At 72.1% G+C, this 13775-nt stretch carries 12 protein-coding genes; 10 read left to right on the top strand and 2 right to left on the bottom strand.

Translation table 11 applies throughout. From position 1 onward, the window contains the following. Position 1: 1 nt before the first annotated feature. The gene (locus tag H5397_RS04625; protein WP_182815145.1) at positions 2-622 is read right to left on the bottom strand and encodes a maleylpyruvate isomerase family mycothiol-dependent enzyme; all 621 of its coding nucleotides are present in this window, start codon (positions 620-622) and stop codon (positions 2-4) included. Continuing rightward, the gene (locus H5397_RS04620) at positions 591-1223 is read right to left on the bottom strand and encodes a TIGR03085 family metal-binding protein (RefSeq protein WP_182815144.1); all 633 of its coding nucleotides are present in this window, start codon (positions 1221-1223) and stop codon (positions 591-593) included. Before H5397_RS04620 ends, H5397_RS04625 begins: the two co-directional genes overlap by 32 nt. Positions 1224-1253: 30 nt before the next feature. Between H5397_RS04620 and hisI the strand changes: the two genes are divergently transcribed. From hisI to H5397_RS04570, 10 genes are all read left to right on the top strand, one after another. Next, positions 1254-1619: a phosphoribosyl-AMP cyclohydrolase gene (hisI, locus tag H5397_RS04615; RefSeq protein WP_375539352.1), complete on the top strand. Its 366-nt coding sequence runs from the start codon at positions 1254-1256 to the stop codon at positions 1617-1619. After that, positions 1616-3124 carry an anthranilate synthase component I gene (locus H5397_RS04610; RefSeq protein WP_182815142.1) on the top strand — a complete coding sequence of 503 codons (1509 nt, stop codon included), beginning with the start codon at positions 1616-1618 and terminating at the stop codon, positions 3122-3124. Before hisI ends, H5397_RS04610 begins: the two co-directional genes overlap by 4 nt. Then, entirely contained in the window at positions 3121-3675 is a 555-nt protein-coding gene (locus tag H5397_RS04605; protein WP_182815141.1) for a Trp biosynthesis-associated membrane protein, read from the top strand. Before H5397_RS04610 ends, H5397_RS04605 begins: the two co-directional genes overlap by 4 nt. Continuing rightward, the gene (locus tag H5397_RS04600) at positions 3672-3902 is read left to right on the top strand and encodes an HGxxPAAW family protein (protein WP_182815140.1); all 231 of its coding nucleotides are present in this window, start codon (positions 3672-3674) and stop codon (positions 3900-3902) included. Before H5397_RS04605 ends, H5397_RS04600 begins: the two co-directional genes overlap by 4 nt. Before the next feature lie 2 nt (positions 3903-3904). Next, positions 3905-4705: an indole-3-glycerol phosphate synthase TrpC gene (gene trpC, locus H5397_RS04595; protein WP_182815139.1), complete on the top strand. Its 801-nt coding sequence runs from the start codon at positions 3905-3907 to the stop codon at positions 4703-4705. A 22-nt stretch (positions 4706-4727) separates the two neighbouring features. Beyond that, positions 4728-5954 carry a tryptophan synthase subunit beta gene (gene trpB, locus H5397_RS04590; RefSeq protein ID WP_182815278.1) on the top strand — a complete coding sequence of 409 codons (1227 nt, stop codon included), beginning with the start codon at positions 4728-4730 and terminating at the stop codon, positions 5952-5954. Between the two features lie 8 nt (positions 5955-5962). Then, complete coding sequence (gene trpA, locus H5397_RS04585) at positions 5963-6778, top strand: tryptophan synthase subunit alpha (protein WP_375539409.1); 816 nt, start codon at positions 5963-5965, stop codon at positions 6776-6778. After that, positions 6775-7653, top strand: a complete 879-nt coding sequence (lgt, locus tag H5397_RS04580) for a prolipoprotein diacylglyceryl transferase (protein ID WP_182815137.1) — start codon at positions 6775-6777, stop codon at positions 7651-7653. The genes trpA and lgt overlap by 4 nt, the downstream gene beginning before the upstream one ends. Positions 7654-7807: 154 nt before the next feature. Then, a complete protein-coding gene (gene gltB, locus H5397_RS04575; RefSeq protein WP_182815136.1) occupies positions 7808-12316 on the top strand; it encodes a glutamate synthase large subunit in 4509 nt (1502 codons plus the stop codon). Continuing rightward, positions 12309-13775 carry a glutamate synthase subunit beta gene (locus tag H5397_RS04570; protein WP_182815135.1) on the top strand — a complete coding sequence of 489 codons (1467 nt, stop codon included), beginning with the start codon at positions 12309-12311 and terminating at the stop codon, positions 13773-13775. Before gltB ends, H5397_RS04570 begins: the two co-directional genes overlap by 8 nt.

Below are 13775 nucleotides of genomic sequence, written 5' to 3'. Positions count from 1 at the left end.
GTCACCCGATGACGCGCACGCCGGCCGGCCCGGCGCCCCGGTGGGCCCACACGAGCAGGTCCAGCGGTACGCCGACCACGTGGCGCGTCGCCGCCCCGGGGAGCACCCGGGCGACCGCACCCGTGTCGGCGCGCTCCAACACGAGGCCTCCCGAGCGGCGGTGGAGCTGCCGCGCGGCCACCCGCGCCCGGCGCCACAGCGCGTCGGCGGTGACACCGTCCACCATGGTCGGGGGCAGGGCGTTCGCGCGCACCACGTCCTCGGTGTGCGCCGCGTACTCGCCCAGGTGGTGACCCCACGCCGAGCGCGGTGACTCGAAGACCATGGGCATGAACGGTGAGCCCTCGGCCAGGCGCGTGAGCGCGTCCTCGAACCCGGACGCCGTGGCCGCGGCCATCCGCCGTTCGGTCAGGCCCGCGAGCCGGGGCAGCGCGACCCCCGGCCAGGACAGCGGGTCGTCGCGCAGCGTCAGCAGGTGGCCGACCAGGTGCCGCACCGTCCAGCCCGAACAGAGCGTGGGGGCGTCCGGCCCGGCCGCGCGGGCGGCGTCCACGAACCGGTCACGGGCCGCCAGGACGCGGCCCCAGCCCTCAGACCCCCGAGTGCGTGGCGAGGAGCTCATCCTTGACCTCCGGGGGGCCGACGAGCTGCACGTCGGCGTCCGCCATGCGGCCGAACGCGAACAGCAGCAGCTCGGACGGCTTGCCGATCACGATCACCGTGGTGTCGCCCGCCTTGGCCCGCAGCCGCTGGGGGCGGTCGGTGCGCTCGAGCATGATCCCGCACGGCGCCTTGCGGAACAGCGCCTTGGCGGTGGTGTTGAGGCCCTTGGCCACGTGGTCCTCGAACTCGGGCGTGGTCTCGCGCGGGGGCAGGCCGGCGGGGCGGCGCACGTCCTCGGTGTGGACGAAGAACTCGGTCGTGTTGGCCAGCTCGTCGAGCACCGGCAGCGCGAACAGCGAGATCGGACGCGGGCCGCGGCGGATCTGCTCGACCAGCTCGGGGTAGAGCCAGCGCCGCTTGGTCGCCTCCATCCGGGACGCCGTGACGTCGGCCAGCGCGCTGACCAGGAGGCCCGGCATCGCGGAGGGGTCGTTCTCGCGCACCCACACGTGCGCGGCGAGGTCGTGCGTCGTCCAGCCCTCGCAGAGGGTGGGCGCGTCGGGGCCCGCCTCCAGCAGCGCGTCACACAGTGCAGCCCGTTCCTGACCAGCGAAACCCATGGCGCAACCCTAGCCGCCGCGCGTGGAAGAATGACCGGCATGCCCAACTCCCTCGACCCATCGATCGCCGCCGCCCTCAAGCGGAACGCCGACGGCCTCGTCGCCGCCGTCGTGCAGGACGCCACGAGCGGCGCCGTGCTGATGCAGGCCTGGATGGACGACGCGGCGCTCGCGCGCACCCTCGCCACCCGCGAGGCGACGTACTGGTCCCGCTCGCGCGGCGAGCTGTGGGTCAAGGGGCTGACCAGCGGCAACACCCAGCACGTGCGCAGCGTGCACCTCGACTGCGACGGCGACACCGTGCTGCTGCGCGTCGACCAGGTCGGAGGCGCCTGCCACACCGGGGACGCCACCTGCTTCGACGCCCGCGAGCTGCTGGGGGACGACGTCCGATGAACGCCCCCGTCACCCCCGACCTCGCCGGGTTCCGCGCCCAGGCCGCCGAGCAGGGACGCCGCGTCGTCTCGGTGCACACCCGGCTGTTCGCCGACGACGTCACCCCGGTCGGCCTCTACCACCACCTGTGCGGCGACCGCACGAACACGTTCCTGTTCGAGTCCGCCGAGCAGGGCGTCTGGGCGCGCTACTCGATCATCGGCGTCAACGCCGCGGCCGTGCTGTCGGAGTCCGGGGGCCAGGCCACCTGGTCGGGCCGCGAGCTCGCCAACCTGCCCCGGGGCGGTGACCCGCTGGCCGTGCTCGCCGAGACCCTCGAGCGCCTGCACACCCCCCGCGACGAGGCCCTGCCCCCGATGACCTCGGGCATGGTGGGCTACCTCGGGTACGACATCGTCCGGCGCCTGGAGCGCCTGCCCGACAGCAACCTCGACGACCTCGCCCTGCCCGAACTGGTCATGATGCTGGCCGCCGACGTGGCGGTGCTCGACCACCACACCGGCGAGGTGTGGCTGGTGGCCAACGCGATCAACTTCGACGACAGCACCGAGCGCGTCGACGAGGCGTACGCGGACGCCGTGGCCCGCCTGGAGGCCATGGTGGCCCGCCTGCGCGAGCCGATGCAGCCGCTGCTCAGCCTGCGCCCGGACGCCGACGTCGAGCCCGACGTCACCCGCCAGCGCACGCAGGAGGAGTTCGAGGCCGCCGTGCTCGAGGCGGTCGAGGACATCAAGGCCGGCGAGACGTTCCAGGTCGTGGTGAGCCAGCGCTTCGAGGTGCCCTGCACCGCCGACGCCCTCGACGTCTACCGCGTGCTGCGCCGCTCGAACCCGAGCCCGTACATGTACCTGCTGCGCCTCGACGGCCTCGATGTCGTCGGCTCCAGCCCCGAGGCGCTGGTGACCGTGCACGACCGGCACGTGCTCACCCACCCGATCGCCGGGTCCCAGCCGCGCGGGGCGACCCCCGAGGCCGACGCCGCGCACGAGGCCCACCTGCTGGCCGACCCGAAGGAGCGCGCCGAGCACCTCATGCTCGTCGACCTCGGCCGCAACGACCTGGGCCGGGTGTGCGTGCCCGGCACCGTCAGCGTCGTGGAGTTCATGCAGGTGCGCCGCTACAGCCACATCATGCACCTGGAGTCGACCGTCGTCGGCCAGCTGTCGCCGGGCCGCACGGCGCTGGACGCCACGCTGTCCTGCTTCCCGGCCGGCACGCTGTCGGGGGCACCCAAGGTGCGGGCGATGGAGATCATCGACCGCCTCGAGGCCTCGCGTCGCGGGCTCTACGGCGGCGTGGTCGGCTACTTCGACTTCGCGGGCAACTCCGACGTCGCGATCGCGATCCGCACCGCCGTGCTCAAGGATGGCACCGCCTACGTGCAGGCAGGCGGCGGCATCGTCGCCGACTCCGTCCCGGCCTCGGAGGACCTCGAGTCCCGCAACAAGGCCGCGGCAGCGCTGCGGGCGGTGGTCGCGGCGTCCGGGATGAGGCGGGTCGGGTGAGGGCGGACCCGCGCCTGGCCACCGCGGCCGGGGCCCTGGTCGGGCTCGGCGTCGCGGCGCTGGCCGACTGGTGGACCGTCACGTGGGGCGACGGCATGACCGGCGGCGGTTCGGCGGGCCTGTCGGGGTCGCTCGGCACCGGCGGCCTGGCGGCGATCCTGCCCGGGGTGGTGCTGGCCGCCATGCTCGCGACGCTCACCCTCGCCACCACCGGACGCCGCGCGGTCGGCCTGGTCGCCGCCGCGGCCGGCCTCGGGATGGCGGCCCTCGGCCTGCTCGGGGGGCCGCCCTCGGACGCGGTCGTCGAGCAGCACGTCCTCGCCGCGACCCTGGGCGGGGCGTGGAGCCTGACGCCCACGGCATCCCCGATCGCCTATGGTGTGGTCGGTCTGCTGGTGGCTGCGGCAGCGCTCTGGTTGGTCGTGCGACCGCCGGTGCGCCGCGTCCGCACGGCGGGCGGGGCGAGTGGCGACGTGACAGATCCGCTCGCTTCTTGGAAAGCTATGGACGACGGTCAGGATCCGACCGACTCTGAAGGGGAGCGCGCATGAGCAGCACGGTCACGGAGAAGTACCACCACGGCAAGACGCCGGCCGCGTGGACGTCCACCATCATGGCCAGCATCGGCGCGATCATCGCGACGATCGGCTTCTTCATGAACATCAACTGGACCGTCGTCTGGATCGGCCTCGGCGCCATGGTCGCCGCCGTCATCGTCGGTGGCGTGATGGTCAAGATGGGCTACGGCCAGTCGCTGGTCGAGGGCGAGCACCACTAGTCGTGGGCGTCCTCGACGACATCATCGTCGGTGTTCGCGAGGACCTCGCCGAGCGGCAGGCCCACCGGAGCCTGTCCGACCTGATGGACGCGGTGGCGGCCATGCCGCCCACCCGTGGGGTGCTGGAGGCGTTCGCCGCCCCCGGCCTGTCGGTCATCGCCGAGGTCAAGCGCAGCTCCCCGTCCAAGGGGGCGCTGGCCGACATCCCCGACCCCGCCGCGCTCGCCGCCGAGTACGCCGCCGGGGGAGCGGGCGCCATCTCGGTGCTCACCGAGCGCCGCCGCTTCGGTGGCTCCCTGGCCGACCTCGTCGCCGTCCGCGCCGCGGTCGACACCCCGGTCCTGCGCAAGGACTTCATCGTCACCGAGTACCAGCTGTGGGAGGCCCGCGCCGCCGGCGCCGACCTGGCCCTGCTGATGTGCTCGGCGCTCGGCGACCCCGACCTGCACCGCCTGCACGCGCTGGCGCTCGAGCTGGGGCTGACCCCGCTGGTCGAGGTGCACACCCCCGACGAGGCGCGGCGCGCCGTCGACCTGGGCGCCCAACTGGTCGGGATCAACAACCGCAACCTGCAGACCCTCGAGGTGGACATCGCCCAGTTCGAGAACCTGGTCGACCTGATCCCCGCCGACCGCATCCGGGTCGCCGAGAGCGGCATCCTGTCCGTCGCCGACGTCGAGCGGGTCGCCGCCGCCGGCGCCGACGTCATCCTCGTCGGCGAGGCGCTGGTCCGCCACGGGGACCCCCGGGCGTCCGTGGCCGAGTTCATCTCCGCCGGGTCCGCGGCGCAGCGGGCACAATAGGCGGGTGACCTCACCCACAGACATGCCCGACAAGGGCGGCCACTACGGCATCTTCGGCGGGCAGTACGTCCCCGAGGCGCTGAGCGCCGCGCTCGCCCAGCTCGACCGCGAGTTCCACGCCGCCATGGCCGACCCCGACTTCCTCGCCGAGCTGGGACGGCTCCGGGCCGAGTTCGCGGGGCGTCCGACGCCGATCACCGAGCTGCCGCGCCTGAGCCGTGAGGCGGGCAACGCCCGGATCATCGTCAAGCGCGAGGACCTCAACCACACCGGCTCGCACAAGATCAACAACGTGCTCGGCCAGGCCCTGCTCACCAAGCGCATGGGCAAGACGCGGGTCATCGCCGAGACCGGCGCCGGCCAGCACGGTGTCGCCACGGCCACGGCCGCCGCGCTCCTCGGCCTGGAGTGCCGGGTGTACATGGGCAAGGTCGACACCGACCGGCAGGCCCTCAACGTGGCCCGCATGCAGCTGTTGGGCGCCGAGGTGATCGCGGTCGAGTCGGGCTCGGCCACGCTCAAGGACTCGATGAACGAGGCCATGCGCGACTGGGTCGCCACCGTCGACCACACCCACTACCTGATCGGCACGGTCGCCGGCCCGCACCCGTTCCCGAAGCTGGTCAAGGAGTTCCAGCGTGTGATCTCCACCGAGGCGCGCGCGCAGATCCTCGAGCGCTACGGCCACCTGCCGTACGCGGTGGCGGCCTGTCTGGGCGGCGGCTCCAACGCGATGGGCATGTTCGCCGACTTCATCGACGACCCCGAGGTGGCCCTGTACGGCTTCGAGGCCGAGGGTGAGGGCATCGCCAGCGGACGGCACGCGGCGTCCATCACCGGCGGGTCGGTCGGCGTCCTGCACGGGATGCGCACGTACATCCTCCAGGACGACGACGGCCAGACCGTCGAGTCGCACTCCATCTCCGCCGGGCTCGACTACCCGGGCGTGGGCCCCGAGCACGCGTGGCTCGCGGCGTCCGGGCGTGGGACGTACGAGCCGGTCACCGACGCCGAGGCGATGGAGGCGTTCCGCCTCGTCACCCAGCTCGAGGGGATCATGCCGGCCATCGAGTCGGCGCACGGCATCGCGGGGGCGCTGCGACTGGGCCGCCGGCTGGCCGTCGAGCAGCCCGACCTCGAGCCTCTGATCTGCGTGTGCCTGTCCGGACGCGGTGACAAGGACGTGCCCACGGCCCTGTCCTGGTTCGGCCTGGACGGCACCCCGAACGAGACGGTGGGGGGATTCTGATGGGCGGCATCGGACGCTCCGGCCAGGTGCTGGCCGCCGCGAAGGCCGAGGGGCGTGCCGCGCTGGTCGGCTACCTGCCCGTCGGCTACCCGACCGTGGCCGGCTCACTGGACGCCTTCCGCGCGATCTGCGTCCCCGGCGACGGGCCGGGCGTGGACATGGTCGAGATCGGCATGCCGTACTCCGACCCGATGATGGACGGCCCCGTGATCCAGCGGGCGGGTACCGCGGCGCTGAACCGCGGCGTCCGGACCCGCGACATCTTCGCCGCCGTCGAGGCCGTCGCCTCGACCGGCGTGGTGCCGGTCTGCATGACGTACTGGAACATCGTCGACCGCTACGGCGTCGACGCCTTCGCCCGCGACTTCGCCAACGCCGGCGGCGCCGGGCTGGTCACCCCCGACCTGACCCCCGACGAGGCCCACGACTGGCTGGTCGCCTCCGAGGACCACGGCCTGGACCGCATCTTCCTGGTCTCGCCGAGCTCGACCGACGAGCGCATCGTGTCCACGACCCAGGCCTGCCGCGGGTGGGTCTACGCCACGGCGGTGATGGGCGTGACCGGGGCGCGGCAGCAGACCAGCTCGCAGGCGCCCGAGCTGGTGTCCCGGCTGCGGCAGCTGGCCCCCGACACCCTCGTGGGCGTGGGGCTGGGCGTCAGCAACGGCGCGCAGGCCGCCGAGGTGGCGGGCTTCGCGGACGCCGTGATCGTGGGTTCTGCCCTGGTCAAGACGCTGATCGCCGCCGAGGACGCGGGGACGCCGGACGACCTGGCCGCCCTGCGCGCCGTCGTCGCCGACCTCGCGGCGGGGGTGCGGGCGTGACGCTGCTCTCGATCCCCAGCCCCGACATCAGCCAGTTCCAGATCGGGCCGCTCACGATCCACATCTACGCGCTGTGCCTGATGACCGGCATGGTGGCCGCCTGGTTCATCGGCTCGCGCCGCTGGGTGGCCCGCGGCGGACTGGCGGAGACCTTCGAGACCATCGTGCTCGTCGCGATCCCGTCCGGCATCGTCGGGGCCCGCATCTACCACGTGGTCACGCACTGGGAGGACTACTTCGGCCCCGACCGGAACCCGCTGTCGGCCCTGTTCATCTGGGAGGGCGGCATCGCCATGTTCGGGTCGCTCATCGGCGGCGCGATCGGCGCGTGGATCGCCGCACGCAAGCTGGGTGCGCGCCTGACGGCGTTCGCGGACGCCCTCGCCCCGGGCCTGATCATCGCCCAGGCCATCGGACGCCTCGGCAACTGGTTCAACAAGGAGCTCTTCGGCGGCCCCGACTACGGGCCCTTGGGCCTCGAGATCGACCCGCAGTACCGTCCCGCCGAGCACGCCGACGTGCCCACCTTCCAGCCGACGTTCCTGTACGAGATGAGCTGGAACCTCGCCGGCGGTCTGCTGCTGCTTCTGCTCGACCGGAAGTTCAAGCTCGGCTGGGGCAAGCTCTTCGCGCTGTACATGGTCGTCTACGGCACGGGCCGGTTCTTCATCGAGGGGATCCGCACCGACTTCAGCTACTACTTCGGGCCGCTCCGCACCAACCAGGTGACCGCGCTGCTCGTCGCTCTGGCCGGGCTGGCGATCTTCGCCCTCCTGCAGCGCACCAAGCACGGCCGCGAGCCGTGGGTGGAGCGCAAGGGCGTGGGCGGTCCCGACCACGAGCCGGCCGAGGCGGAGGGCGTGGCGAAGGCCTGACCCGTCCAGATTCTGGAAAGTTGGGCGCGCTGTAACGCGCCCGAAACAGAAGTCGCGCTACTTTTTTCCCGCGCCATGCGGTGTGGCCAGGAAGGTCGTCCGAAGGGGCGGCTGCCACAAAGCCCGTTGGCCGGGAAGAACACAAATGAACACGATGAACCACAGGCCCGACCAGGGCCTGTACCGCCACGACTTCGAACACGACGCGTGTGGGGTCGCCTTCGTCGCGCACCTGAGCGGCGAGCCGAGCCACGCGATCGTCGCCCAGGGCCTGCTGGCCCTGGAGAACCTGGACCACCGCGGCGCCACCGGCGCCGATGAGGCCGCCGGCGACGGCGCCGGCATGTTGCTCCAGGTCCCCGACCGACTCTTCCGCGACACCGTCGACTTCGTGCTGCCCCCGCAGGGCGGCTACGCGGTGGGCATGGCGTTCCTGCCGGCCGACGACGCCGAGCGCGGCCAGGCCAAGCGCCGCATCGAGTACCTCGCGATCGAGGAGGGCCTGCGCGTCCTCGGCTGGCGCGAGGTGCCGATGAGCGGCGACACCCTCAGCCCCGTGACCCTGGCGGTCATGCCCCACATGGAGCAGCTGTTCGTCACCTCCGGGCGCGCCACCGGCATCGACCTCGACCGGCGCGTCTACCCGCTGGTCAAGCGGGTCCGCACCGAGGTGGGCGTCTACTTCGCCTCGCTGAGCTCCCGCACCACGGTCTACAAGGGCATGCTCACCACGCAGCAGCTCGCGGAGACCTTCCCCGACCTGCTCGACGAGCGCACCGAGACCGCGCTGGCCCTCGTGCACAGCCGGTTCTCGACGAACACGTTCCCGAGCTGGGAGCTGGCCCACCCCTTCCGGTTCATCGCCCACAACGGCGAGATCAACACGGTCAAGGGCAACCGCAACTGGATGCGTGCCCGTGAGGCCCTGCTCTCCACCGACCTCATCCCGGGTGACCTGGACCGGCTCTTCCCGATCTGCACCCCCGACGCGTCCGACTCGGCGAGCTTCGACGAGGTGCTCGAGCTGCTGCACCTGGGCGGCCGCTCCCTGCCGCACGCCGTGCTGATGATGATCCCCGAGGCGTGGGAGAACCACGCCGAGATGGACGCCGCCCGCCGCGACTTCTACTCCTTCCACAGCTCGGTCATGGAGCCCTGGGACGGCCCCGCGGCCGTCTGCTTCACCGACGGCACCCTGATCGGGGCCACCCTCGACCGCAACGGGCTCCGCCCGGGCCGCTACTGGGTGACCGACTACGGGCTGGTGGTGTTCGCGTCCGAGGCCGGCGTGCTGCCGATCGAGCAGAGCCGGGTGGTCGAGAAGGGCCGCCTGCAGCCCGGCCGCATGCTGCTGGTCGACCTGGCCCAGCACCGCCTCATCGGCGACGACGAGATCAAGGCGGGCCTGGCCGCCGAGCAGCCGTGGGGCGAGTGGGTCAGCGAGCGCCTGAACCTGGAGGACCTGCCCGAGCGGCAGCACGTCGTGCACAGCCACGCGTCGGTGGTCCGGCGCCAGCAGGTGTTCGGCTACACCCACGAGGAGCTCAAGCAGATCATCGCGCCGATGGCGCAGACCGGCGCCGAGCCGATCGGGTCGATGGGCACCGACACCCCGGTCGCCGTCCTGAGCGACCGGCCGCGCCTGCTGTTCGACTACTTCAGCCAGTTGTTCGCGCAGGTCACCAACCCGCCGCTGGACGCGATCCGCGAGGAGCTCGTCACGAGCCTCGCGAGCTCGGTCGGGCCGGAGGCCAACCTGCTCCAGGCCGGCCCCGAGTCGTGCCAGCAGATCGTGATCAACTACCCGGTGCTGGACTCGGACGAGCTGGCCAAGCTCGTGCGCATCAACCGCGACGGCTCGATGCCGGCCTACGCCAGCCACGTCGTGCGCGGCCTGTACCGGCTGCTCGACGGCCCGGACGAGCTCGCCCGGCGGATCGACGAGATCTGCGCCGAGGTCAGCGCGGCCATCGCCGACGGCGCGCGGATCATCATCCTGTCCGACCGCCACGCCAACATCGACTACGCGCCGATCCCGAGCCTGCTGCTCACCTCGGCCGTGCACCACCACCTCGTCCGCGAGAAGACCCGCACGCAGGTCGGCCTGATCGTCGAGGCGGGCGACGTCCGCGAGGTGCACCACGTCGCCCTGCTGATCGGCTACGGCGCCGCCGCGGTCAACCCGTACCTGGTGTTCGAGTCGGCCGAGGACCTCGCCCGCCGCGAGGTGTTCGTCACCGTCGACCCCGAGAAGGCGCTGGTGAACGTCCGCAAGGCGCTGGGCAAGGGCGTGCTCAAGGTGATGAGCAAGATGGGCGTCTCCACGATCGCGTCCTACACCGGCGCGCAGATCTACGAGGCGCTCGGCCTGGCGTCCGACTTCGTCGAGAAGTACTTCACCGGCACCACCAGCCGGATCGAGGGCGTCGGCCTGGCCGAGATCGCCCGCGAGGTGCAGGCCCGCCACGACTTCGGTTACCCGGTCGACCGCCGCACCGTGCCGCACCGCACGCTCGCGGTGGGCGGTGAGTACCAGTGGCGCCGGGAGGGCCCGCCGCACCTGTTCGACCCCGAGACGGTGTTCCGCCTGCAGCACTCCACCCGGGAGAAGCGCTACGACATCTTCAAGCAGTACACCAACCGGGTCGACGACCAGTCGCGCCGCCTGATGACCCTGCGCGGCCTGCTCGAGTTCGACACCGGGGTGCGCGAGCCGATCAGCATCGACGAGGTCGAGCCGGTGAGCGCGATCGTCAAGCGGTTCTCCACCGGCGCGATGAGCTACGGCTCGATCAGCCAGGAGGCCCACGAGACCCTCGCGATCGCCATGAACCGGCTGGGCGGCAAGTCCAACACCGGCGAGGGCGGCGAGGACGCCGAGCGGCTCTACGACCCGACCCGTCGGTCGGCCATCAAGCAGGTGGCCTCGGGACGCTTCGGCGTCACGAGCGACTACCTGACCAACGCCGACGACATCCAGATCAAGATGGCGCAGGGCGCCAAGCCCGGCGAGGGCGGCCAGTTGCCCGGCCAGAAGGTGTACCCGTGGGTGGCGAAGACGCGGCACTCGACGCCGGGCGTGGGCCTGATCAGCCCGCCGCCGCACCACGACATCTACTCGATCGAGGACCTCAAGCAGCTCATCCACGACCTCAAGTGCGCCAACCCGGTCGCCCGCATCCACGTGAAGCTGGTCGCCGAGGTCGGCGTGGGCACGGTCGCGGCGGGCGTCAGCAAGGCCAAGGCCGACGTCGTGCTCATCTCGGGCCACGACGGCGGCACGGGCGCGGCGCCGCTCACCTCGCTCAAGCACGCGGGCGGCCCGTGGGAGCTCGGCCTGGCCGAGACCCAGCAGACCCTGCTGCTCAACGGACTGCGCGACCGCATCGTCGTGCAGGTGGACGGCCAGCTCAAGACCGGCCGCGACGTCGTCATCGGCGCCCTGCTGGGCGCGGAGGAGTTCGGCTTCGCCACGGCGCCGCTGGTGGTCAACGGCTGCATCATGATGCGGGTCTGCCACCTCGACACCTGCCCGGTGGGCGTCGCGACCCAGAACCCCGACCTGCGCGCGAAGTTCTCCGGCCACGCCGACTACATCGTGACGTTCTTCGAGTTCATCGCCCAGGAGGTGCGCGAGCACCTGGCCGCGCTCGGGTTCCGCTCGATCGAGGAGGCCGTCGGCCACGTCGAGGTGCTCCGCACCCGGGCGGCCGTCGACCACTGGAAGGCGCAGGGCCTTGACCTCACGCCGATCCTGCACCGCGTCGAGACCGACGGGCCGCTGCACTGTGTCACGACCCAGGACCACGGCCTGGCCGCCAAGCTCGACAACGAGCTGATCGAGCGTGCGGCGTCCGCCTTGGAGACCGGCGCGAAGGTGCGGTTCGCCACCGCGGTGACCAACGTCGACCGCACCGTGGGCACCATGCTCGGCAACGCGGTCACCAAGGCGACCAAGGGCAAGGGCCTGCCCGACGACACGATCGACATCACGATGACCGGCACCGGCGGCCAGAGCTTCGGGGCGTTCGTGCCCCGCGGCGTCACCCTGCGCCTGGTGGGCGACACGAACGACTACCTCGGCAAGGGGCTGTCGGGTGGACGCCTCGCGGTCCGGCCGGCCGACGACGCGCCGTTCGTGGCCGAGGAGCAGATCGTGGCCGGCAACGTCATCGGCTACGGGGCCACCTCGGGCGAGATCTTCATCCGCGGCCAGGTGGGGGAGCGCTTCTGCGTGCGCAACTCGGGAGCCACGGCGGTCGTCGAGGGGGTGGGCGACCACGCGCTGGAGTACATGACCGGCGGTGAGGCACTCGTCCTGGGCGGCACCGGGCGCAACGTCGCCGCGGGCATGTCGGGCGGCCTCGCGTGGGTCCTCGACCTCGACGCGGCCCGGGTCAACACCGAGCTCGTCGACCCCGTTCCCCTGACCGACTCCGACGTCGACCGGGTGGAGACGCTGCTGCGCCGCCACGTGGACATGACCGGCTCGGCCGTCGCCCAGCGCCTGCTGGACGCCGGCGCCCCGGCCTGGCGGGAGCGCTTCACCAAGCTGCTGCCGCGTGACTACGCCCGCGTGCTCGCCGCACGCGCCGACGCCGAGGCCGCGGGGCTCGGCGAGGACGAGACCGTTCGCACGATGATGGAGGCCGCTCATGGCTGACCCCAAGGGCTTCATGACGATCGCTCGGCAGGTCGCCGAGCGCCGCGACCCCACCCAGCGGGTCCAGGACTGGGACGAGGTCTACCCGGGCTCGCCCGGCCGGGCCGTGCTGCCGATCATCCGCCAGCAGGCGAGCCGGTGCATGGACTGCGGAATCCCGTTCTGCCACACCGGGTGCCCGCTGGGGAACCTGATCCCCGAGTGGAACGACCTGATCCACCGCGACCTGTGGCGGGAGGCGACCGACCGGCTGCACGCCACGAACAACTTCCCCGAGTTCACGGGACGCCTGTGCCCGGCCCCCTGCGAGACGGCCTGCGTGGTCGGCATCAACCGGGACCCGGTGACGATCAAGAACGTCGAGGTCGCCATCGCCGACAAGGCGTGGGACGACCGCCGCGTCATCCCGGTCGTGCCCGAGTGGCACACCGGCAAGACCGTCGCGGTGGTCGGCTCGGGCCCGGCCGGCCTGGCCGCCGCCCAGCAGTTGACCCGCTCGGGGCACACGGTCGTGGTCTACGAGCGCGCCGACGACATCGGCGGGCTGCTGCGCTACGGGATCCCCGAGTTCAAGATGGAGAAGAAGGTCGTCAACCGTCGCCTGAAGCAGATGCGTCAGGAGGGCACGGTCTTCAAGCCGAACACGACGATCGGCGTCGACATCACCGGCGAGCAGCTGCTCGACCGCTTCGACGCGGTGGTGCTGGCGATCGGGTCCACGGTCGCCCGCGACCTGCCGATCCCGGGGCGCGAGCTCACGGGCATCCACCAGGCCATGGAGTTCCTGCCCCAGGCCAACAAGGTCGCGGTCGGCAAGAAGGTCGAGGAGCAGATCGTCGCCACGGGCAAGCACGTCGTGGTCATCGGCGGCGGCGACACCGGCAGTGACTGCATCGGGACGAGCCTGCGCCAGGGTGCGGCGTCCGTCACGCAGCTCGAGATCATGCCCACCCCGTCCGACGGACGCCCGGCGGGCCAGCCGTGGCCCACCTACCCCATGCTGTTCCGCGTCAGCACCTCCCACGAGGAGGGCGAGGTCGACCGTGTCTACTCGGTCTCGACGACCGAGTTCGTCGGCACCGAGGGCCGCGTGAGCGGCCTGCGCCTGACCGAGGTGGCGTTCACCGAGGGCCGGTTCGCGCCGGTCGAGGGCACCGAGCGGGAGATCCCGGCCGACCTGGTGCTGCTCGCCATGGGCTTCGTCGGGCCCGAGAAGGCCGGCCTGGTCGAGGAGCTCGGCGTCGAACTGGACGCCCGCGGCAACATCGCCCGCGACGCGAATTTCGCCACCAATGTGCCCGGCGTGTTCGTCGCCGGGGACGCCGGGCGCGGCCAGTCGCTCATCGTCTGGGCGATCGCCGAGGGACGCTCGGCCGCCAACGGGGTGGACGCCTGGCTGCAGGGCAGCTCGGCGTTGCCCAAGCCGATCCGGCCCACGGACGGGCCCCTCGTGGTGTAG

Source organism: Propioniciclava sp. MC1683, from assembly GCF_014164675.1.
Lineage (GTDB): Bacteria > Actinomycetota > Actinomycetes > Propionibacteriales > Propionibacteriaceae > Propioniciclava.
The sequence above is the reverse complement of the archived record's forward strand: the minus strand, read 5'-3'. Positions and strand labels throughout refer to the sequence as shown.